The 19,590-nt window shown below is 66.1% G+C and carries 24 protein-coding genes; 12 read left to right on the top strand and 12 right to left on the bottom strand.

The features are described 5' to 3' along the window. Positions 1-58: 58 nt before the first annotated feature. A complete protein-coding gene (locus JWM94_RS08515) occupies positions 59-721 on the top strand; it encodes a GcrA family cell cycle regulator (RefSeq protein ID WP_299424979.1) in 663 nt (220 codons plus the stop codon). A 59-nt stretch (positions 722-780) separates the two neighbouring features. Next, positions 781-2,763 (top strand): DNA topoisomerase IV subunit B, encoded by a 1,983-nt coding sequence (parE, locus tag JWM94_RS08510; RefSeq protein WP_299424976.1) that lies wholly within the window; start codon positions 781-783, stop codon positions 2,761-2,763. An 84-nt stretch (positions 2,764-2,847) separates the two neighbouring features. Here the strand turns inward: parE and JWM94_RS08505 are convergent, their stop codons facing one another. Beyond that, positions 2,848-3,405, bottom strand: coding sequence for a phage tail protein (locus tag JWM94_RS08505; protein ID WP_299424973.1), 558 nt, complete (start codon positions 3,403-3,405; stop codon positions 2,848-2,850). A gap of 144 nt (positions 3,406-3,549) precedes the next feature. On the opposite strand from JWM94_RS08505, the gene JWM94_RS08500 reads away from it, so the two are divergent. After that, the gene (locus JWM94_RS08500; protein WP_299424970.1) at positions 3,550-4,857 is read left to right on the top strand and encodes a serine hydrolase; all 1,308 of its coding nucleotides are present in this window, start codon (positions 3,550-3,552) and stop codon (positions 4,855-4,857) included. Here the strand turns inward: JWM94_RS08500 and JWM94_RS08495 are convergent. Next, on the bottom strand, positions 4,854-5,384 hold the full coding sequence (locus tag JWM94_RS08495; RefSeq protein ID WP_299424967.1) for a GNAT family N-acetyltransferase: 531 nt from the start codon (positions 5,382-5,384) through the stop codon (positions 4,854-4,856). The two genes, JWM94_RS08500 and JWM94_RS08495, sit on opposite strands and share 4 nt — an antisense overlap. Before the next feature lie 74 nt (positions 5,385-5,458). Between JWM94_RS08495 and JWM94_RS08490 the strand changes: the two genes are divergently transcribed. Further along, the gene (locus tag JWM94_RS08490; RefSeq protein ID WP_299424964.1) at positions 5,459-5,776 is read left to right on the top strand and encodes a hypothetical protein; all 318 of its coding nucleotides are present in this window, start codon (positions 5,459-5,461) and stop codon (positions 5,774-5,776) included. A 36-nt stretch (positions 5,777-5,812) separates the two neighbouring features. Here the strand turns inward: JWM94_RS08490 and JWM94_RS08485 are convergent, their stop codons facing one another. From JWM94_RS08485 to JWM94_RS08450, 8 genes are all read right to left on the bottom strand, one after another. Next, positions 5,813-6,370: a phage tail protein gene (locus JWM94_RS08485; protein WP_299424961.1), complete on the bottom strand. Its 558-nt coding sequence runs from the start codon at positions 6,368-6,370 to the stop codon at positions 5,813-5,815. A 113-nt stretch (positions 6,371-6,483) separates the two neighbouring features. Next, the gene (locus JWM94_RS08480) at positions 6,484-7,041 is read right to left on the bottom strand and encodes a phage tail protein (RefSeq protein ID WP_299424958.1); all 558 of its coding nucleotides are present in this window, start codon (positions 7,039-7,041) and stop codon (positions 6,484-6,486) included. Between the two features lie 92 nt (positions 7,042-7,133). After that, on the bottom strand, positions 7,134-8,348 hold the full coding sequence (locus JWM94_RS08475) for a hypothetical protein (protein WP_299424955.1): 1,215 nt from the start codon (positions 8,346-8,348) through the stop codon (positions 7,134-7,136). After that, the gene (locus JWM94_RS08470; protein ID WP_367185874.1) at positions 8,312-8,863 is read right to left on the bottom strand and encodes a GNAT family N-acetyltransferase; all 552 of its coding nucleotides are present in this window, start codon (positions 8,861-8,863) and stop codon (positions 8,312-8,314) included. Before JWM94_RS08470 ends, JWM94_RS08475 begins: the two co-directional genes overlap by 37 nt. Next, on the bottom strand, positions 8,860-9,651 hold the full coding sequence (locus tag JWM94_RS08465; protein ID WP_299424952.1) for a LysR family transcriptional regulator: 792 nt from the start codon (positions 9,649-9,651) through the stop codon (positions 8,860-8,862). Before JWM94_RS08465 ends, JWM94_RS08470 begins: the two co-directional genes overlap by 4 nt. A 15-nt stretch (positions 9,652-9,666) precedes the next feature. Next, the gene (gene apaG / locus JWM94_RS08460; protein WP_299425011.1) at positions 9,667-10,065 is read right to left on the bottom strand and encodes a Co2+/Mg2+ efflux protein ApaG; all 399 of its coding nucleotides are present in this window, start codon (positions 10,063-10,065) and stop codon (positions 9,667-9,669) included. 5 nt (positions 10,066-10,070) lie between these two features. Continuing rightward, entirely contained in the window at positions 10,071-11,279 is a 1,209-nt protein-coding gene (locus JWM94_RS08455) for an aminotransferase class I/II-fold pyridoxal phosphate-dependent enzyme (RefSeq protein ID WP_299424949.1), read from the bottom strand. A gap of 52 nt (positions 11,280-11,331) precedes the next feature. Next, positions 11,332-11,937: a J domain-containing protein gene (locus JWM94_RS08450; protein WP_299424946.1), complete on the bottom strand. Its 606-nt coding sequence runs from the start codon at positions 11,935-11,937 to the stop codon at positions 11,332-11,334. A gap of 35 nt (positions 11,938-11,972) precedes the next feature. Between JWM94_RS08450 and JWM94_RS08445 the strand changes: the two genes are divergently transcribed. From JWM94_RS08445 to JWM94_RS08430, 4 genes are all read left to right on the top strand, one after another. Continuing rightward, positions 11,973-12,257: a BolA family transcriptional regulator gene (locus tag JWM94_RS08445; protein WP_299424944.1), complete on the top strand. Its 285-nt coding sequence runs from the start codon at positions 11,973-11,975 to the stop codon at positions 12,255-12,257. Then, positions 12,254-12,694, top strand: a complete 441-nt coding sequence (locus tag JWM94_RS08440; protein WP_299424941.1) for an NUDIX domain-containing protein — start codon at positions 12,254-12,256, stop codon at positions 12,692-12,694. Before JWM94_RS08445 ends, JWM94_RS08440 begins: the two co-directional genes overlap by 4 nt. Then, positions 12,691-13,593, top strand: a complete 903-nt coding sequence (locus tag JWM94_RS08435; RefSeq protein ID WP_299424939.1) for a pirin family protein — start codon at positions 12,691-12,693, stop codon at positions 13,591-13,593. Before JWM94_RS08440 ends, JWM94_RS08435 begins: the two co-directional genes overlap by 4 nt. A 71-nt stretch (positions 13,594-13,664) precedes the next feature. After that, complete coding sequence (locus JWM94_RS08430) at positions 13,665-14,474, top strand: putative phage abortive infection protein (protein ID WP_299424936.1); 810 nt, start codon at positions 13,665-13,667, stop codon at positions 14,472-14,474. A gap of 14 nt (positions 14,475-14,488) precedes the next feature. On the opposite strand, the gene JWM94_RS08425 is transcribed toward JWM94_RS08430, so the two are convergent. After that, positions 14,489-14,914, bottom strand: coding sequence for a DUF5990 family protein (locus JWM94_RS08425; protein ID WP_299424933.1), 426 nt, complete (start codon positions 14,912-14,914; stop codon positions 14,489-14,491). A gap of 183 nt (positions 14,915-15,097) precedes the next feature. On the opposite strand from JWM94_RS08425, the gene JWM94_RS08420 reads away from it, so the two are divergent. Next, positions 15,098-15,994 (top strand): alpha/beta fold hydrolase, encoded by an 897-nt coding sequence (locus tag JWM94_RS08420; protein ID WP_299424930.1) that lies wholly within the window; start codon positions 15,098-15,100, stop codon positions 15,992-15,994. On the opposite strand, the gene JWM94_RS08415 is transcribed toward JWM94_RS08420, so the two are convergent. Then, positions 15,991-17,094, bottom strand: a complete 1,104-nt coding sequence (locus JWM94_RS08415; protein WP_299424928.1) for a DUF2332 family protein — start codon at positions 17,092-17,094, stop codon at positions 15,991-15,993. The two genes, JWM94_RS08420 and JWM94_RS08415, sit on opposite strands and share 4 nt — an antisense overlap. Positions 17,095-17,152: 58 nt before the next feature. Between JWM94_RS08415 and hisG the strand changes: the two genes are divergently transcribed. The 3 genes from hisG to nusB are packed head-to-tail and all read left to right on the top strand — an operon-like array spanning position 17,153 to position 19,588. Further along, a complete protein-coding gene (gene hisG, locus JWM94_RS08410; RefSeq protein WP_299424925.1) occupies positions 17,153-17,803 on the top strand; it encodes an ATP phosphoribosyltransferase in 651 nt (216 codons plus the stop codon). Between the two features lie 16 nt (positions 17,804-17,819). Then, the gene (hisD, locus tag JWM94_RS08405; protein ID WP_299424923.1) at positions 17,820-19,112 is read left to right on the top strand and encodes a histidinol dehydrogenase; all 1,293 of its coding nucleotides are present in this window, start codon (positions 17,820-17,822) and stop codon (positions 19,110-19,112) included. A 17-nt stretch (positions 19,113-19,129) separates the two neighbouring features. After that, positions 19,130-19,588 (top strand): transcription antitermination factor NusB, encoded by a 459-nt coding sequence (nusB, locus tag JWM94_RS08400; protein ID WP_299424921.1) that lies wholly within the window; start codon positions 19,130-19,132, stop codon positions 19,586-19,588. Positions 19,589-19,590: the final 2 nt, after the last annotated feature.

Here is a 19,590-nt window from a genome sequence, read left to right as displayed (position 1 = left end):
GTAGGCCGGGACGCTGGCTCCCGCAACCGCCCGGCATGATGATTTGAGAAGGACGACCATGAGCTGGACCGACGAGCGGATCGACGCGTTGCGCACCATGTGGGAAGCGGGCCAGACCGCGAGCCAGATCGCCGAGGCGCTGGGTGGCGTCAGCCGCAACGCGGTGATCGGCAAGGCGCACCGCCTCGGGCTGCAATCGCGTCCGTCGCCGGTCAAGCCCAACGAGCCCGCCGGTGCCGCGCCGGCCCCGGCGAAGAAGGCAACGCCGGTCGAGGCCGCGCCGCGTCCCGCGCCGACCCCCGCGCCTGCGCCGACGCCCGCGCCCAGCGCGATCTCGTCCGCGCCGATCAACGTCACCACCGACACCTCGCCGGCGACGCCGCAGCCGATGATGCGCTCGGTCGGCCCCGGCGGCTTCGTGCGCCAGGCGCCGGGCGAGCAGCAGCCGCCGATCACCCCCGCCCCGCCGCGCCGGCTGGTCCCGGCCAAGCCGTCGCCCGAAATGGCCGACAAGACCTCGCTGCTCGATCTCAACGACAAGATCTGCAAATGGCCGCTCGGTCATCCCGGCGAGCCCGATTTCCATTTCTGCGGCGACAAGGTGAACCCCGGCTTCCCCTATTGCGTCGCGCATTGCGGCCACGCGTACCAGGCGCAGCTGCCCCGCCGCGATCGCCGCCCCCCGCCCCCGCTGCCGTTCGGCGGGCCGAGAGTCCGCTAATTGTGGATAAGCGACCCGGCGCGCTTGCGCCGGGGATTCGCGGACTCGTATAGCAGGCCATGTCCGAAGACCTGTTCGCGTCCAACGCCAAGCCGACATCCGATTACACCGCCTCCTCGATCGAGGTGCTGGAGGGGCTCGAGCCCGTCCGGCGGCGGCCGGGCATGTATGTCGGCGGGACCGACGAGCGCGCGCTGCATCACCTGGCGGCCGAAGTGCTCGACAATGCGATGGACGAGGCGGTCGCGGGGCATGCGACGCGGATCGAGGTCACGCTGGAGCCCGGCAACCGGTTGACCATTGTCGACAACGGGCGCGGCTTTCCGGTCGATCCGCACCCCAAGTTTCCCGACAAATCGGCGCTCGAGGTGATCCTGTCGATGCTCCATTCGGGCGGCAAGTTCGGGGGCAAGGCCTATGCCACGTCGGGGGGCTTGCACGGGGTCGGCATCTCGGTGGTCAACGCGCTGTCGATCGACACCGTGGTCGAAGTGGCGCGCGACCGGCAGCTGTATCGCCAGCGCTTCAGCCAGGGACGCACGCTGGCGCCGCTCGAACATCTCGGCTCGACGCCTAACCGGCGGGGATCGTCGGTCGCGTTCACCCCCGACCCGGAGATTTTCGGGCCCGAGCTGCATTTCAAGCCGGCGCGGCTGTACAAATTGGCGCGGTCGAAGGCGTATCTGTTCGCCGGGGTCGAGATCCGCTGGAAATGCACGGCCGAGCTGATCGCCGACGAGACGCCCGCCGAGGCGGTGTTCCAGTTTCCCGGCGGACTCGCCGATCACTTGCGCGAACAGATCGGCGACCGCGACTGCGCCACCGCGCAATTCTTCAGCGGTAGCCAAGACTTTCCCGGCGAACAGCAGGGCCGCGTCGAATGGGCGGTTGCCTGGCCGCTGTGGAGCGACGGATCGTACAGCTGGTATTGCAACACGATCCCGACGCCCGACGGCGGCACCCACGAAGCCGGCCTTCGCGCGGCGCTGGTGCGCGGGATACGCGGGTTCGGCGAGCTGGTCGGGCAGAGAAAGGCGAAGGACATCACCGCCGACGACGTGATGACCGGGTGCGAATTGATGCTCTCGGTGTTCGTCCGCGATCCGCAATTCCAGAGCCAGACCAAGGACCGGCTGACCAGTCCGGAGGCGACGACCTTGGTCGAGCGCGCGGTGCGCGACCATTTCGACCATTTCCTCAGCGACAATATGGAGCGGGGCAAGGCGCTGCTCGGCTATGTGATCGAGCGGATGGACGAGCGGCTCGCGCGCAAGCAGGAGCGCGAGGTCAAGCGCAAGTCGGCAACCTCGGCGCGCAAGCTGCGGCTCCCCGGCAAGCTGACCGATTGTTCGGCGAACGACCCCGCGGGGACCGAAATCTTCATCGTCGAGGGCGAGTCGGCGGGCGGATCTGCCAAGCAGGCGCGCGACCGCAAGACCCAGGCGATCTTGCCGATCCGCGGCAAGATCCTCAACGTCGCGTCGGCGACCAGCGCCAAGATCTTCGCCAACCAGGAAATCGCCGACCTGACGCTCGCGCTCGGCTGCGGCGTCCGCAAGGACTGCGAACCCGACAACCTGCGGTACGAACGCGTGATCATCATGACCGACGCCGATGTCGACGGCGCACACATCGCGACGCTGCTGATGACGTTCTTCTTTCAGGAAATGCCCGATCTGGTGCGGCGCGGGCACCTCTATCTGGCGCAGCCGCCGCTCTATCGCCTGACGGTCGGCGCGAAGAGCGAGTATGCCCGCGACGACGCCCACCGCGCCGAGATCGAGGCGACCGTGTTCAAGGGCAAGAAGGTCGAAGTGTCACGCTTCAAGGGGCTGGGCGAGATGAACCCGGGCCAGCTCAAGGAAACGACGATGGACCCGAAGACGCGCGGGTTGCTGCGCATCACGCTGCCGCAGGAATATGAGGAGCGAGCGGGGGTCAAGGACCTGGTCGATCGGCTGATGGGCACCAACCCGGCGCACCGTTTCGCGTTCATCCAGGAAAATGCCGCACGGCTCGACGAGGAAGAGATCGACGCCTGAGTGCGGCGGAGCTTCGCGCCCGGCCGTTACCCGCCGACGCTTGCCGATCGAGCCGGCCGGTCGCCCGGCCGGCTCGAACACGATCTAGTTACGCGACGGGTAAATCCCCGACGTGGCGATGCAATAGTTGATCGTCAGATACGGCTGGATGATCGAAAACGGCACGTTGTTGCCTGTAGGATTGGTGACCACCCCGCCCAACGCGACTTGCGTCCCTGCCGTACCGGCGGGGACGTAGATTTCCGGCGTCGAACCGGCGCTCGACGGGTCGGCCGCCCGGGCCAGCAGCGCACCGGCCTGCGGCGTCTGCAGTGTCGCCTTGGTCTGATTGGCGCTCAGCGTGCCGGTGTGGGTGTGCGCCGGCAGGTTGGTGATGTTCAGCGTGGCCGATTCGCTTCCGCCCGACTGGCCGATCACATAGTTCGACGTGCCGGGGCTTTGGAATTGTCCGATCGCCGCACGACCGTTCAGGTTGGGCAACTGGAACGTCTGCGTTCCGTTGCCGCCATATTGCGTGCCGAGCAGCGAGAACAATGCGGAATATTGCGAGATCGGCAGCGTCGCGCCGTTGCAATATTGGAACCCCTGCGGCGCAAACTGAAAACCGAACTGGACGATCTGGCCGAGATACACGTTCGACATAGTACGCTCCCCTGAAATGAATCGACGGGCGGCGGCCCGTTCGGATCGACAATGTTGCCGTAATCCATGGATCGCAAGGGTTATTATGCGTTAGGTTGTGCCGCCTCGCCTGCTCGGTCGACGCGGTGGCATGAAAGGGGAAAGATGCGCACGCTGATCGCCGTTCTATTACTGGGCATTTCTCAACCCGGATTCGCGCAAACGCCGGCGCCCATACCCTCTACATCGACGACAGTCGCCGATCCGGCACTGGGCGCGCGCGCGGGCGAATTGGTGGGACTGATTGCAGGGGCGGGCGATTTCGACGCCTATTTCTCACCCGCCTTCCACGCCGCCTTGCCGCGCGACAAATGGGACGCCGTGGTGGCGCAAGTGACCGCGCAGATGGGCAAGCCGATCGCGGTCGAATCGATCGTCGCGATAAGTGCCTGGGCAGCGACCGTCCGGCTGCGGTTCGAACGCGGGATCGTCACCGTGCAATTGGCGGTCGATCCCGCCCCGCCGCATGCGGCCATCGGGCTGCTCTTCACCGGCACCGAGATCGCGGGCGACACGGTCGACAAGCTCGCCGCCGATTTCCGCGCGCTGCCCGGCGCGAGCGGGTTCGGCATTTATGCGCTGGGCGAAGGCGTGCCCAAACTGGTCGCGGGGGCCGAGCCCGACCGCACCGCGCCGCTCGGGTCGGCGTTCAAATTATGGGTGCTGGGCGAACTCGCACGCGAAGTCGCCGCGGGCGAGCGCAAATGGGCCGATGTCGTCCCGGTCGGCCCACCCTCGCTGCCGTCGGGCATCACGCAAAGCTGGCCCGCGGGCAGCCCGGTCACGCTCCAGACGCTCGCGACGCTGATGATCTCGATCAGCGACAATACCGCGACCGACACGCTGGTGTCGCTCGAAGGTGCGAAGCTCGACGGGTTCGTCACGGCGGCGGGCGCACCGGGGCTCGCGCCGATGCTGACCACGCGCCAGATGTTCGCGATCAAGTCGCCGGCCAATGCCGGACTTGCCGCAGCCTGGGCCAAGGCAGCGCCCGTCGAGCGGCGCACGCTGCTCGCCGCCAATGCGCCGCGCCTCGCCACGACCGTGGTCGATCCGTCGATCTTCGGCGGCAAACCGGTCTCGATCGACACGCTCGAATGGTTCGCCAGCCCGGCGCAGACCGCGGGGGTGCTCGACTGGCTGCGAACCAAGAGTGGCGAAACTGCGCTGGCGCTGCTCGCGGTCAATCCGGGCACCGACGCCGGCACCCGCGCCAAGTTCGATTATGTCGGGTTCAAGGGCGGGTCGGAGCCGGGCGTCATCACGCTCAACTATCTGGTGCGGCGCAAGGACGGTCGCTGGCTCGCGGTGGTGGGCAATTGGCACCGCGCCGATGCCGGGGTCGAGACATTGGCATTCAGCCAGTTGATGACGCGCGCGCTGGTGCTCGCATCGAGCACGACACTGCCCTAATCGCCGCCGCGCGGCTCGCGGGTCATGTCGATATACGGGGCGAAATCCTGCGCCTCGACCGGCGCAAAGCCCAGCCGCGCGTACCAATGGAGCGCGGGGTTATCGCGCATCACTTGCAAGGCGGCAGACTGGCGCCGGTGGTCGGCGACATCCAGGTACGCGCCCACCACAGCTGTCGCGACTCCGGCCCCCTGCTTGTCGGGCACTACCGCGATATCGATCAGCATCGCCGCATCGTCGGCGGACCAATCGACCATGATGCGCCCGATCGGCCTATCCTGCGCGAGCACGATCCGGCGCATCGCCGACGGGTAATCGGTTCGATAAGCGGTTTCGCGGAGCGACGCCTGTTGCAGCACCACCGGCTCGGGCAACATGCCGCGCAAGGGCGAGCAGGCGACGAACAGGTCGCTCAGAAACGGCCGATGCGCATCCTCCTCCGCCACGACCCGAAGCCCGGGCGCGCGGCGCGCAAAAAACCGATCGAACATGTGGCCCGCATCCGGCTCTGCGTCGCGGTGAGCCATGGCTTCTCCTTTCCCGATACCAAATTGGCGCTGAATGCTTGAACGCTTCCCGGCATCCGATTACGCGGGACGTCATGACCGATACTCAACCGCTTCCGCGCCAGATCAAGATCGAAGAATTCCTGCCGCTGGTCGGCCAGACGTTCGAGGTGCATTGCGACCCGAAGAACGTGTTGCTCAAGCTGGTCGAAGCGACCCCCGGGCGCCAGCGCGCGTTCGATGACCGGCCGCCGTTCACGTTGATCTTCCACTCGTCGCCCGACATCCTGCTGGTCGACGGCCTGTACGTGATGAAAAGCGGGAAGTTCGGTCCCGATACGATCTATATCGCGCCGACCATCGCCCAGCCCGGCGCCGCGCCCGGATATTATTATCAGGCGGTGTTCAACTGATCCGGCCGGTCGCCCGGCCGGATCGGTCGGGGTTCGTCAATTGCGCGACGGGAAGATGCCCTCGAGCGCGATCAGCCAGTTGATCGTCAGATAGGGACTGAGGATCGGGAAAGGCAGGTTGTTGCCAGTGTTGCCGATCGTCAATCCGCCAAGTGCTACCTGCGCACCGGCGGTCCCGGTGGGAACGTAGATCTCCGGCGTCGAACCGGCGCTCGACGGATCCGCCGCCCGGGCCAGCATCGAACCGGTCTGCGGCGTCTGCGCGGTCGCCTTCACCTGGTTGGCGTTCAGCGTGCCGGCGTGCGTGTGCGACGGGAGGTTGCCGGTCAGCAGCGTCGCGTTTTCGGTGCCGCCCACCTGGCCAAGATCATAGTTCTGAAGCCCCGGCCCCTGGCCCTGCCCGATCGGCGCGCGACCGCGCAGGTCGGGCAGCGCGAAGGTCGTCTGGCCATTGCCGCCATAGGTCGTGCCCAGGATCGAGAACAACGCCGTGTTCTGTGCGATCGACAGAAGCTGGCCCTGGCACAGCGCATAGCTGCGCGGCGCGAAATTCCCGCCGAACCCGATGATCTCACCAATAAACGGCGTTGCCATTATATGTCTCCCCTTGATCGTCCCGATCTACATCTACCATCCTCGGAAAAAACCATCGTCTCAGGGATGGCGAAGGCCGACGGTCCGAGTCCCGAACAGCCTTCCTGCAATCGTCAGTTACGCGACGGGAATATGCCGAACAGCGCGATCAGCCAGGTGATCGTCAGATAAGGGCTGAGGATCGAAAAGGGCAGGTTGTTGCCGGTGTTGCCAACCGTCAATCCGCCAAGCGCGACCTGCGCACCGGCGGTCCCGGTGGGAACGTAGATCTCCGGGGTCGAACCGGCGTTCGACGGATCCGCCGCCCGGGCCAGCAGCGAACCGGTCTGCGGCGTCTGTGCCGTCGCCTTGACCTGGTTGGCGTTCAGCGTGCCGGCGTGCGTGTGCGACGGGAGGTTGCCGGTCAGCAGCGTCGCGTTTTCGGTGCCGCCATTCTGACCGAGCACATAGTTCTGAAGCCCCGGCCCCTGGCCCTGCCCGATCGGCGCACGACCTTGAAGATCGGGCAGCGCGAACGTCGTCTGGCCATTGCCGCCATAGGTCGTGCCCAGGATCGAGAACAACGCCGTATTCTGCGAAATCGACAGAAGCTGGCCCTGGCACGTCGAATAATTGCGTGGCGCGAAATTCCCGCCAAACCCGACGATCTCACCAATGAACGGCGTTGCCATGATATTCCTCCCACTTGCCCTGACGGCAGATTGTCGTCGTTGCCGAACCGACCGTCTTCACGTTCGGCCCGCTCGAGTCACGAATAGTTACGTCACCGTACACTATCCCGGCGGAGCCTGTCGAGCGATGCGATGTGCGGCGCGACATGCGCCGCCGCGGCAATCACGTCGGCCGACGCCATCTTCTGCTTTGCCACGCTGTCGGGCGTGAACGGCGCCGACGGCCGCTTGGCATCGACCGCCGTCGCCGCCGTCATTGCCGCGCGCTCATCCGCTTCCGTCCGGAAGCCGAAATGGGCCGGAACGGTTGTCGTCATCGCGGCGTAGATATCGTCGAACCGGACCGCCAGGCCGCCGCCGAGCGGCCAATGGTCAACCGCCGCACCGCAAATCCTGGCGAGTATCCGTGCGGTGTAATCGGCCGGGCTGGTCGAGTCGGCGGTGTCGATGCCAATCAGTGCCGGCGGCAGCACGCCGGGTACGTAATGCAATCCCGGCTCGGCCTGGTGCGACATGATCACCTCGACCGGATCGCGGTAGAGGAATATCCACGGCACATCGGGAAACGCGGCCCGGATCAGCGGCAACGCCAGCGCGTGCCACGCATCGAACTTGATGAAGAAACGCCGCTGGCCGACCGTGCGGTCGCGACCGAGCGCGCCGACGATCGCGCGCAACGCGGCGACCCGATCGTCGTGCGACGCGCCCGACAGCGTCGCCCATTGGATCACCGCGTCGAGCGGCTCTGGCTCGGACGCGACGGCATGCCCGGGAACCGCCATCAGCATCCGTCCCGCCAGTGTCGATCCGCAGCGCGACATATGGAAGACAAACCCGGAAGGCGCGGCGACGTCGTGATGGGCGGCATCGCCAATCAGAGCGTCGAGCGATGTCCGCGTCCGGAACATGCGGTTGAACGGCAAGGCCGCCGCGTTCCGCACCGAATCCTCGTACATCGGCTCGCGCAGCGGCGCGTCGCCGAACCACGCCCAATCGAACGCCGGAGGATTGGCGTGCGGCACCGACCGCGTCGGCAGCCAGCCCGGCCCAGGCCAGCGGTCGAGCGTCACCGGCGCCGGGGCAAAGCGGCTGAGCCCCAATGGATCGGGCTGCAGAAGCGCCTCCACGTCGCCCGGCGGTAGCGCGATACCGTATTCCGCCGCCAGCGCGACCGCGATCTCGACATAGTCCGGGACGGCGGTCGGCGCGGCGAGCCGCGCCTGCGCAGCGGGATCGTCGAGCACCCGCGCCATGAATTCATCGATCGGTGTCACGATGCGTTGCGCCTCTCGCGCGATGCCCGCCATTCGTCCTCCAGAAGCCCGAAGATCAAACTGTCGCGCACGCCGATGTGCGTCTCCCACTCGGCGCGCAACGTCGCTTCGAGCGTGAAGCCCAACCGCTCGACGACCGCGATCGATGGCTTATTGTCGGGGTCGGTGTCGGCGAAGATGCGGCGCTGCCCCTCGGCGAACAACAGGTCGATCATCGCCGCAACTGCTTCGGTGACATAGCCGTGACCCCAGTGATCGCGGCGCAGCATGTAGCCGATCTCGGTCACCTTGCCCTGGCGCTTCTCGTAACAGGCGACGTTGCCGATCGCGGTGTCGTCGCCCTTCAGCGTGATCGCCCAGCCGCGCCAGGCGGTGTCGCCGACCTTTTTTTCCAGCGAGACCCGCGTCTCATCGAGCGTCACCGTGGCCGGGTGCGAGCCGTAATAATTGGCGTCGACGTCCGAATACATCGGATGCAGCGCCTCGGCATCCTTGACCCGCAGCGCGCGGAGCACCAGCCGCTCGGTCTCCATCACCGGCAGGCTCACGCTCCCAGCGCCTCCACCAGCGCCTTGACCTTCTTCTGCCGCCATTGCGGGAGCGGCGCGACCAGCCAATAGCCGAGCCGGTAAGGCTTGGCCTCGCCGACCGCGACGATGCTGCCCCCAGCCAGGCTGCGGCGCGCGAGCAGTTCGGGCACGGTCGCGCGGCCCAATCCTTCGGCCGCCGCGTCGATCGCGAGCCCGGCATCGGCCACGCGAACCAGCGACACCGCATCGTCGTTGAGGCAGCCCGGCCACGAAATCCGCGTGTCCGCCCCGCCGCCGGGTCGCTCGACCGTCACCATGCCGTCCGATTCGAGCGCTTCGCCCTCATGCTCGCCAGGCCCCTCGCCCCAGCGCACCGCGAGGTCGAGATTGGCCTGGGTGAAGTCGAGATCCTCATCGGCGGCGATCAGCACGAAGCGGAGTTCGCCATCGTCGCGCGCGATTTCGGCGAGGCGCGGCATCAGCCAGCAATGCAACACGTCGCGCGGCGCGGCGATGGTCAGCGACTTGGACGATTGCCCCGCCTGCATCGCGCGGACGGCTTCCTCGAACTGGAGGAACCCGTGGCGCAGCGCAGCGAGTCCGGCTTCGCCCTCGGGGGTGAGTTCTAGCCCTTTGGTGGTGCGGCGAAACAGCACGACGCCAAGCGTATCCTCGAGTGCGCGGATCTGCTGGCCGACCGCCGCCGGGGTCACCGCCAGCTCGTCGGCGGCGCGCGTGAACGACAAATGCCGCGCCGCCGCATCGAGCACGCGTAGCCCGTTGAGCGGGAGGTGCGTGCGTTTCATGCCCCCTGCTCCACGTTAAACCCCGACCGCCGGCGCGAGCAACGCGAATTTGGGGATATCGACGTCGAACGCCGATCCGTCCTCGGCGATCATGTGATAGCTGCCCTGCATCTGTCCGGTCGGCGTCGCGAGCGGACAGCCGGAGACGTAATCGAACGACCCGCCCGGCGCGATCACCGGCTGTTCGCCGACCACGCCCTCACCCTCGACCGAATGCCGCGCGCCACGGCCATCGGTGATGACCCAGTGGCGCGTGAGCAGTTGAACCGTCGCCGGTCCTTCATTCTCGATCCGCACGTGATACGCCCAGAACCACCGCCCGCGCGCCGGCTCGGACTGTTCGGGGAGGAAGCTGACCGACACGCGCACCACCACCCCGCGAGTTTCCGCGACATAGGGAAAGAGCGCCTTCATCACGCTCACAGCCCGACCGCCTTCAACGCCTGGCCGAGATCGTCGATCACGTCCTGCGGGTCTTCGAGCCCGACGTTGATCCGGATCATCCCCTCGGTCACGCCCATCTCCAGCCGCTTGGCCTCATCGACCCCGGAATGCGTGGTCGAGCTGGGATGCGTCATCAGCGATCGCGAATCGCCGATATTGTTCGAGATATCGATCAGCTTGAGCGCGTCGAGCAGGCCGTGCGCCTGGCTGCGTCCGCCATCCAGCTCGAACGCGAAGATCGATCCCGCGGCGTCCATCTGGCGCATCGCGAGGTTATGCTGCGGGTGGCTCGGCAGCCCAGGATGCAGGATGCGCGGTACCCGGCCTTCGAGGAATTTACCGACCTTGATGCTGTTCTCGCTCTGCCGCCGGATGCGCAAGTCGAGCGTCTCGAGCCCCTTGAGCACCACCCAGGCGTTGAACGGGCTGATCGTCGGCCCGGTGTTGCGGTGGAACGGCAGCAGCGTGTTGTTGATGAAATCCTCGGTCCCGCAGACCACGCCCGCCAGTACGCGGCCTTGCCCGTCCATCATCTTGGTCGCCGAATGCGCGACGACGTCGGCGCCGAATTCGACCGGGCGTTGTAGCGCGGGGGTGGCGAAGGCGTTGTCCACGACCGACACGATGCCACGCTCTTTCGCGATACCGCACACCGCTTCCAGATCGACGATGTCCATCGTCGGGTTGGCGGGGGTTTCGAAGAAATAGACCTTGGTCTCGGGCCGCGTCGCGTCGATGAATTGTTGCGGATCGCGCGCGTCGATCACGGTGGTCGCAATGCCGAACTTCGGCAGCAGGGTATCGACCAGCCAGCGGCACGAACCGAACGCCGCGCGCCCCGCGACGACATGGTCGCCGGTCTGGAGCTGGCACAGCAGCGCCGCGGTCATCGCCGCCATGCCGGTCGCGGTGGCGCGCGCGGCCTCGGTCCCCTCCATCAACGCGACACGCTGTTCGAGCATTTCGACCGTCGGGTTCTGCAACCGCGAATAGGTCATGCCGACCTGATCGCCCGCGAACCGCGCCGCGGCGTCGCCCGCGCAATCGTACGCATAGCCCGAGGTCAGGAACAGCGCTTCGGAAGTTTCGCCGAACTCCGAACGCGCGGTGCCGCCGCGCACCGCTTGCGTCGCGGGGCGCCATTTCGCGGTGATCGCGCGGTCCTGTCCGGTGCGGCGTTTCATTATGCGCGGCTTTGCGGCGACGAGGGGGGAGAGGTCAAGGCAACAACCACTATCAGGCAAACGCAGGCGACCCCTTCAGTTGCTGATACGCCGCGATCACGTCCTGCAGCGCCTTTTCCATGCTGCGGTCGCCGCCGTTGCGGTCGGGGTGGAACTTGCGGACCAGCTCCGAATAGCGCGTGCGCAGCCCCTTGCGGTCGGCGTCGGTGGCGAGCCCGAGCACCTTCAGCGCGCGCCGGTCGTCGCTCGACAGCGGCCTGCCGTCCTTGCGCTCGGCCGCCATCCGCTCGCGGAACCGCGCGCCGATCGCATCCAACGGATCGCTGAAATCGCTCCACTTCGGCGGCCGGTCGGCGCCGTTCGATGCGAACGCGCGAGTCTCGCGCTCCCAGCCCGCGAACGGGCGCTGCGCCTCATGGATTTCGTCGGTGCTCATCCCGGTGAAGAAATTGTACTTGGCGTTGAATTCGCGGACATGATCGAGGCAGAAATAGCGATACCCGCCCGGCCCGTCGCCGCGCAGCCAGGGACTGTCCATGAGCGGCGCGCGAAACTCGCCCGGCTGGTCGCACCCGTCCGCATCGCAGTCGCGGCCGGTCCCCTCGACGCGGCCGTGGAAGCGGGCATTGGGGCGATCGGTGGGGGGCGTACGCGCCACGGTGTCTCCGGCGAAAAGCCCGCTATATAGGCGCGATGACAAATGCTTCCACCGCTCCCCTTGGCGAAATCATGACGGCCCGCCTGACCGATGCGCTCTCGCCGTCGCATCTCGAAGTGATCAACGACAGCCACCACCATGCCGGCCATATGGGCGACGACGGCACCGGCGAATCGCACTGGACGGTCGTGGTCGAGAGCGCGGCGTTCGCGGGACTCAACCGCGTCGCGCGCCAGCGGCTGGTCAATCGCGCGCTCGCCGACTTGCTCGCGACGCGCATCCACGCGCTGGCGATCAAGGCGCGGGTGCCTGGGGAATGACCCGCGCGCCCCGTCCCGCCGCGCGCATCCTGCTGGTCGACGAGATGGGCCGCGTGCTGCTGTTCCGCTTCACGCCGGAGGATGGCCGCCCGCCTTTCTGGTGCACCGCGGGCGGCGCGGTCGATCCGGGCGAGAGCTATGCCGAGGCCGCGCGCCGCGAACTGTACGAGGAAACCGGCATCGTCGCCGATCCCGGCCCCGAAGTGCTGCGCCGCGAGGTCGATTTCCTGACAATCGAGGGTGTCGAAGTGACCGCCGACGAACGCTATTTCCTCGTTCGCACCGACGCGCGCGAGATCGACGTCGGCGGGCATACCGAGCTCGAGCAGCGCGTGATGCAGCAATGGCGCTGGTTCGCCGCCGCCGAGCTCGCCAGCTTGCGCGAGCAACATTTCCCCGAAGACTTGAGCGATATCCTGACAAAGGTGCTGAAATGACCAACGACGATCTGATCCTGCGCACGATCACGCCGACCACGCACGATCTGGGCGGTTTCAAGGTCCACCGCACGCTCCCGTCGAAACCGCACCAGATGGTCGGGCCGTTCATCTTCTTCGATCAGATGGGTCCGGCGCACCTCGATATCGGCACCGGCATCGACGTCCGCCCGCACCCGCATATCAACCTGTCGACCGTGACCTATCTGTTCGCCGGGGCGATCGACCATCGCGATTCGCTCGGCACGTTCGCGCGGATCGAGCCCGGCGCGGTCAACCTGATGACTGCGGGGCACGGCATCGCGCATAGCGAACGCTCCCCCAGTGACGAGCGCGCACACGGGCCGGAGCTGTCGGGGATCCAGACCTGGCTCGGCATGCCCGAGGACAAGGAAGAGATCGACCCCGCGTTCGAGCATGTCGCCAAGGCGGACTTGCCGGTAATCGACGGCCATGGTGCGACCGCGCGGATCATTATGGGGAGCCTGTGGGGCCAGGCCGCGCCGACCACAACCTATGCCGAGACAATCTACGCGGACATTCTGCTCGAGCCTGGCGCAAGCGCGCCGATCGACAAGGGCGCCGACGAACGCGCGGTGTACCTCGCGCTGGGCGAAGCAAGCATCGACGGCATGCCGATGACGCTCAACACGCTATATGTACTGCAGCCCGGCGTCGCGATGACGCTGCACTCAGCGACCGGCGGCCGCGTGATGCTGTGCGGCGGCGAGGCGTTCCGCACCGAACGATACGTGTGGTGGAATTTCGTCAGCTCACGCAAGGACCGGATCGATCAGGCCAAGGCCGACTGGAAAGCGGGGCGGTTTGCTTTGGTGCCCGGGGACGAGAAGGAATTCATCCCGATCCCCGAGGTTCCGCTGACGGCGACGTATCCGTAACGAACGCATTTCCCGACGGCGTTGGAGCGCGATGGCTAGCCAGTTCGACTTGAGAAATGCACAACCGCCGAATGCGCGTTCGCACGGTAATATTCGGGTTCTTCGGTGTCGTCCTGTTCTGGGCTGTCTATGCCGACTACAGCTTAGGCTTGGCTCGCTACTTCACGGAAGACAGCAGCCTCAATTTGCAAGGCGCGGGCACTTGGGGTGACAGCTTTGGCGGCTTTAATGCCTTCGTATCCACGATCGGAGCGATCGTGGTCATCGCGACACTGACTCTTCAGCAGCGATCCATACGATACCAAGCGATCGATACCCACAAACAACAATTTGAAAGCTCTTTTTTTGAACTAATGCGCCTTATGCGAGAAGTTCGAAACGAACTGACTTTTAAGCACTCCATAAAATATCGAAGTATCAGAATAAGCAGAGGGGCACCAACTCTTTCACTTAGAAGAACTTATAGAGGTCTGGATGCCATTGCCTACGCATTAGTTGAAATATTTTTTTGGCACAAAGAGGCGGGAGAATTATCGTCATCTACTAGAGAAAGAATGCAGGAGCTTTATGATTCCTCCGTTCTTTCTCCAAATGGAGATACCTTTTCTGCGTATTTTAGAATAATATATTCCGTTCTATACAAAATTAAGAATGATAAGGTTCTGACAGAACAAGAAAAATTCTCTTATGGCAATCTCATTAGAAGTCAGCTTACCGCTCGAGAACTATATCTGCTTGCCTACAATTCAACACATAAAGTATCAAAAGATCTTGAAAGCTTGCTAGTTTATTTCAGAATTTTCAAGTATATGCCTGACGGTAAGCGTAGATCTCGGATTGAGGGGAACTTCGACCCTGATGCCTTCAAAGAACGAAGTTGATCTTGGGCCGCTAGCTAAGTAATCTGCCTCCCCACCACCTTCACCGTCGCGCAAGCCGGCGACCCGTCCTTCCCCGTCCCATTGACCGTCAATTCCACCACCCCCTCCCCCGCCATCGCGCGGTCGAGCAAGTCCTGCGGCGTGTCGTGCACGTCGATCTTCATGCGCCGCGACCATTCCGACGAATGATCGCCCGCCGACTGGCCGATGCGGATATAGACGAAGCGGCGCACCGGCCCCTCGCGCCGCACCTGATCGCCGAAGAATTTGGGGCCGGGCGCGACGCGCAGCGGGAAGTCGAACGCCAGGGGCTCGCCCGCCTTCGACCGCTTGGGATCGAGGATGTCGGTGTCACCCGATTGCAGACTGTGGAGTACGTCCCGCACCGGATGCTCGATCACGATCCGGGCGCGGATTTCGGTCTGGTCGGCCTTGGCCATGATGCGATATAGCGGCCGCTCGCGGTTCCGTAAAACCTCGCTTGCAATGTAGGATTTCGTCCGACAGCGTGACGGCGAGAACCATCACGCGCTTGCGTCGCAAAAATCTGCACTGGTGAAGTCCATGGCCACTGCGAACATTGGGAACATTCGCGGATTTAGCGCCTTCGTCAGGAGGATAGAATGAGCGATTTCGAGCTGCAACGCGTTGCCCTCGCCACCGGGGTCGAACTCGACGTGGCGGTCGCGGGCGATCCAGCGTCCGCCCCGATCGTCCTGCTCCACGGCTTTCCCGAATCGCACCGGACGTGGCGCCATCAGATCCCGGAGCTCGCCAAGGACCATTTCGTCCTCGCGCCCGATCAACGCGGCTTCGCGCGGTCGTCCAAGCCCGAAGGCGTCGAGAATTACACGCCGGACAAGCCGGTCGCCGACCTGCTCGCGCTGGCCGACCATTTCGAGATCGCCGACTTCACGCTGGTCGGGCACGACTGGGGCGGCGCGATCGCGTGGATGGCGGCACTGCAGAACCAGGGCCGCATCAAGCATCTGATCATCGTCAACGCGCCGCATCCGTTCGTTTTCCAGCGGCTGTTGTTCGACGACATGGATCAGCGCGCAGCAAGCCAGTACATCACCGCGTTCCGCAATCCCGGACTCGACGCGCATATCGACAAGATCGGGCTCAGCGAATTCTTCGACGGCAGCTTCATGCGCCACACCGATTTCGAGAAGGTGCGCGACGAGAAACCCGTCTATCTCGACCAATGGAGCCAGCCCGGCGCGATGCCGGCGATGCTCAACTGGTACCGCGCGAGCGCGCTCGTCGTGCCGGGCATGGACGAGACGCCCGAGCGGCCCGCCTATCTCGACGGGCCGTTCCCGCCACTCAACACGCCGACCCTCGTCATCTGGGGTACTGGCGACAAGGCGCTGTTGCCATCGAACCTCGACGGCCTGGAGGCATACGTGCCGAATATGACGTTGAAAAAGATCGACGCCGGGCATTTCGTGCCGTGGGAAAATCCCGAAGCGGTGACGGCAGCGATGCGCGAGTGGCTGGCGGCGCAGGGCGCCTAGCCCGCCTCGACCTTCGCCGAATCGGGCAAATCGTACGGCCGCCGGTCTTCCTCACCGATCCCCATCTTGACCCAGGTGCCGTGCGCATGCGCGGTCGCCAGCACGTCCCAGTCGGCATGGCCGGGCCAGCTCCGCACGCGCACGATTTGCTGTGCGAACGCGCGGTTAGGCTCCATCATCACCCAGCCTAGCGGGCGTTCCGCGGTGGCGCGCTCCGCCGCCGCGCGCATCGCGTCGCGGATGCGGTCGGCGACGGCGGCGGGCAGATATTGCCACACGACCGAGTGCATCAGCACGCGCGTAACGCCCGCGTCCTGAGGCTCGGCCAATCGCGCCTCGATCCAGTCGGCGGCGTCGGCGCGAACCAGATCGACATGGCGTTCGCGCTGCATCGCGATCGCTTTTTTCAACCGCTCGGCCCGAACGGGCGTTTCGGGCCAGACATAGGATAGCAGCCGTTCCTCGACCGCCGGGTCGGTCGCGTCGAGCGGTTGGACGTCGCACCCGCGCACAGAGACGATATCGACGGGCGTCGGCGCGGGCGGATCGCCCTTCCATTCGGGCCGGATCGTCACGGGCGCGTCGGCCGGCCCGACCCTCGTCCCGCCAAGATCGAAAGCGTAGCGGTCGATCAGCAGATTGAGTCCCGCGCTCGACCCGATCTCGAGCAACTCGATCTTCGGGCCATGCTGTCGCGCGATTGCCGTCAGCCCTAGCATCAGCGCGCCAGAGCGGCCCGGCTCGTTGGTCTGCGGCGGGCCGTCGAGCCACGGCAGCACCACATCGTCATGCGCGACCAATGCGGCGTTGAGCGCGGCGGCGATGGCGTCCCGGTCGGTCACCTCGCCGCGAAACACCGCGGCGAGCCCCTCACCCTGGCCCGCGCGAACCAATGCGTGCAGCCCGCCGAAAAACCGCAGCGGCAACGCATCGCGCGTCGGCTCGCCCGGCCAGTCGAGGATGCGTGCGCCCGTGCGGCTCTCGCGCGTCAGGCCCTCGGCCACCGCCGTGCACAGCCGCGCGTACATCGGCGCGTCCATGTGGCGGCAATAGAATTCCTGGATCCGAAACGCGCCCCGGTTATTCTCTTCGCCAGCCATGATCGCCTCCGTCGGCGATCCATTGCTCCTTCGCACCTGCACAAGTAAAGCCCCCGCCATGGCCGCCCCGATCGTCATCGCAATGCCCAAGGGCCGCATCCTCGCCGAGGCCGCGCCGCTCCTCGCGCGCGCCGGGATCGAGCCAGAAGCGGCGTTCACCAACGAGGACAGCCGCGCGCTGCGGTTCTCCACCAACCGCGCCGACATCGACCTGATCCGCGTCCGCGCATTCGACGTCGCGACCTTCGTCGCGCACGGCGCGGCACAGCTCGGCATCGTCGGATCGGACGTGCTGGCGGAGTTCGATTATCCCGAACTCTACGCCCCGGTCGATCTCGGCATCGGCCATTGCCGCCTGTCGGTCGCCGAGCCCGCCGAACTCGCCGCGACCGATGATCCGCGCGGCTGGAGCCATGTCCGCGTCGCGACCAAATATCCGTACCTGACTCAGCGCCATTTCGAGGCGCGCGGGGTGCAGGCCGAGTGCGTCAAGCTGAACGGCGCGATGGAGCTGGCGCCGACGCTCGGCCTCGCCCCCCGTATCGTCGATCTGGTGTCGTCGGGGCGCACGCTCGCGGAGAACGGGCTGGTCGAGGTCGAGCGGATCATGGACGTGACCAGCCGCCTGATCGTGAACCGTGCTGCGTTCAAGACGCGGCCCGAGCTGGTGCCGCTGGTCGATGCGTTCCGGCGGGCGGTGGCCGGATGACGCTGACGGTGGCCGGATGATCAAGCTCTCCACCTCCGAACCGGGCTTCGAGCGCCAGTTCGCCGCGCTGGTCGACGCGCGCCGCGAGGCCGATGTCGACGTCGCGCGCGATGTCCGCACGATCGTCGCCAGCGTGCGCGACGAGGGCGATGCCGCGGTCCACGCCTTCACGCGCAAGTTCGACAATCACGACCTCAACGACACCGGCTGGCGGATCGAAAAGGCGGAGTGGGTCGCGGCGTATGACGGCCTCGCGCCCGACCTGCGCGCGGCGCTCGAACTTGCCGCCGAGCGGATCGTCGCGTTCCACGTCAAGCAGAAGCCCGAAGACAGCGACACCACCGATGCGATCGGCGCGCGGCTCGGCGCGCGGTGGCGCGGGGTCGATGCGGCGGGGATCTACGTGCCCGGGGGGCGTGCCGCCTATCCTAGCTCGGTGCTGATGAACGCGATCCCTGCCAAGGTCGCGGGGGTCGAGCGGCTCGTGATGGTCACGCCGACGCCGGACGGCGAAGTAAACCCGCTGGTGCTCGCCGCCGCGCATATCGCCGGCGTGGACGAGATCTGGCGGATCGGCGGCGCGCAGGCGGTGGCGGCGCTCGCCTACGGCACCGGGCGGATCGCGCCGGTCGATGTCGTGTGCGGGCCAGGAAATGCGTGGGTCGCCGAGGCCAAGCGGCAATTGTTCGGCGTGGTCGGGATCGACATGGTCGCGGGGCCGAGCGAGATCGTCGTCGTCGCGGACGGCGCGAACGATCCCGCATGGATCGCCGCCGACTTGCTCAGCCAGGCCGAGCACGACCCGTCGAGCCAGTCGATCCTGTTCACGGACGATGCCGCCCTGGCGCGCGCGGTGGCCGACGCGGTCGATCTGCAGATCGGCGAACTGTCGACCGCCAAGGTCGCGCGCGAAAGCTGGGACACGAACGGCGCGATCGTCGTGACCGCCGATCTGGCCGAGGCGATGCCGCTGGTGAACCGGCTCGCGCCCGAGCATCTCGAACTGGCGTGCGACGAGGCGGAAAGTCTGTTCGACCTGGTCAAGCATGCCGGGTCGGTGTTTCTCGGCCGGCACACGCCGGAGGCGGTCGGCGATTACGTCGCGGGGCCGAACCACGTCCTCCCCACCGGCCGCCGTGCACGCTTTTCGAGCGGGCTGTCGGTGCTCGATTTCATGAAGCGCACCAGCTTCCTGTCGCTCGACGAGGCCGCACTCGCCGCGATCGGCCCCGCCGCGGTGACGCTGGCCGAAGCCGAGGGCTTGCCCGCACATGCCAAGTCGGTGGCCTTGCGCCTCGCGCCGCGCTGACCGATAGGCGCGCGACCATGTCCCGCCGAACCGCCGCCCGATCCAAAGCCCGCGCCGCCGCGCGCCTCGCCGCCACGCAAGCGCTCTATCAGCATGAGATGGAGGGCATGGCGCTGGCGCCGTTGCTCCACGAATTCCACCAGCACCGGCTCGGCGCGACGATCGAGGATGCTGAATACGCCAAGGCCGACGAGAATTATTTCGACGATATCGTCGCCGGCGCGCTGGCGCGGTCAGAGGAAATCGACAAGCTCGTCGCCGCCAAGCTGAGCAACGACTGGAGCCTGGAGCGGCTCGACAAGCCGATGAAGGCGCTGCTGCGCGCCGCGACCTACGAATTGCTCGCCCGCGCCGACACCGCGACGGGCACGATCATCAGCGAATATGTCGATGTCGCCAAGGCGTTCTACGACCGCCGCGAGGCGGGGTTCGTCAACGGCATCCTCGACGCCGTGGCAAAGGAAGTGCGCGCCTAGCC

Source organism: Sphingomonas bacterium, assembly GCF_028289855.1.
Classification (GTDB): domain Bacteria; phylum Pseudomonadota; class Alphaproteobacteria; order Sphingomonadales; family Sphingomonadaceae; genus Sphingomonas.
The sequence above is the reverse complement of the archived record's forward strand: the minus strand, read 5'-3'. Positions and strand labels throughout refer to the sequence as shown.

Bases quoted from the DNA above. Each gene is read 5' to 3' on its own strand.
- JWM94_RS08515 (WP_299424979.1), top strand. From the start codon at position 59: ATGAGCTGGACCGACGAGCGGATCGACGCGTTGCGCACCATGTGGGAA.
- parE (WP_299424976.1), top strand. From the start codon at position 781: ATGTCCGAAGACCTGTTCGCGTCCAACGCCAAGCCGACATCCGATTAC.
- JWM94_RS08505 (WP_299424973.1), bottom strand. From the start codon at position 3,405: ATGTCGAACGTGTATCTCGGCCAGATCGTCCAGTTCGGTTTTCAGTTT.
- JWM94_RS08500 (WP_299424970.1), top strand. From the start codon at position 3,550: ATGCGCACGCTGATCGCCGTTCTATTACTGGGCATTTCTCAACCCGGA.
- JWM94_RS08495 (WP_299424967.1), bottom strand. From the start codon at position 5,384: ATGGCTCACCGCGACGCAGAGCCGGATGCGGGCCACATGTTCGATCGG.
- JWM94_RS08490 (WP_299424964.1), top strand. From the start codon at position 5,459: ATGACCGATACTCAACCGCTTCCGCGCCAGATCAAGATCGAAGAATTC.
- JWM94_RS08485 (WP_299424961.1), bottom strand. From the start codon at position 6,370: ATGGCAACGCCGTTTATTGGTGAGATCATCGGGTTCGGCGGGAATTTC.
- JWM94_RS08480 (WP_299424958.1), bottom strand. From the start codon at position 7,041: ATGGCAACGCCGTTCATTGGTGAGATCGTCGGGTTTGGCGGGAATTTC.
- JWM94_RS08475 (WP_299424955.1), bottom strand. From the start codon at position 8,348: ATGGCGGGCATCGCGCGAGAGGCGCAACGCATCGTGACACCGATCGAT.
- JWM94_RS08465 (WP_299424952.1), bottom strand. From the start codon at position 9,651: ATGAAACGCACGCACCTCCCGCTCAACGGGCTACGCGTGCTCGATGCG.
- apaG (WP_299425011.1), bottom strand. From the start codon at position 10,065: ATGAAGGCGCTCTTTCCCTATGTCGCGGAAACTCGCGGGGTGGTGGTG.
- JWM94_RS08455 (WP_299424949.1), bottom strand. From the start codon at position 11,279: ATGAAACGCCGCACCGGACAGGACCGCGCGATCACCGCGAAATGGCGC.
- JWM94_RS08445 (WP_299424944.1), top strand. From the start codon at position 11,973: ATGACAAATGCTTCCACCGCTCCCCTTGGCGAAATCATGACGGCCCGC.
- JWM94_RS08440 (WP_299424941.1), top strand. From the start codon at position 12,254: ATGACCCGCGCGCCCCGTCCCGCCGCGCGCATCCTGCTGGTCGACGAG.
- JWM94_RS08435 (WP_299424939.1), top strand. From the start codon at position 12,691: ATGACCAACGACGATCTGATCCTGCGCACGATCACGCCGACCACGCAC.
- JWM94_RS08430 (WP_299424936.1), top strand. From the start codon at position 13,665: ATGCGCGTTCGCACGGTAATATTCGGGTTCTTCGGTGTCGTCCTGTTC.
- JWM94_RS08425 (WP_299424933.1), bottom strand. From the start codon at position 14,914: ATGGCCAAGGCCGACCAGACCGAAATCCGCGCCCGGATCGTGATCGAG.
- JWM94_RS08420 (WP_299424930.1), top strand. From the start codon at position 15,098: ATGAGCGATTTCGAGCTGCAACGCGTTGCCCTCGCCACCGGGGTCGAA.
- JWM94_RS08415 (WP_299424928.1), bottom strand. From the start codon at position 17,094: ATGGCTGGCGAAGAGAATAACCGGGGCGCGTTTCGGATCCAGGAATTC.
- hisG (WP_299424925.1), top strand. From the start codon at position 17,153: ATGGCCGCCCCGATCGTCATCGCAATGCCCAAGGGCCGCATCCTCGCC.
- hisD (WP_299424923.1), top strand. From the start codon at position 17,820: ATGATCAAGCTCTCCACCTCCGAACCGGGCTTCGAGCGCCAGTTCGCC.
- nusB (WP_299424921.1), top strand. From the start codon at position 19,130: ATGTCCCGCCGAACCGCCGCCCGATCCAAAGCCCGCGCCGCCGCGCGC.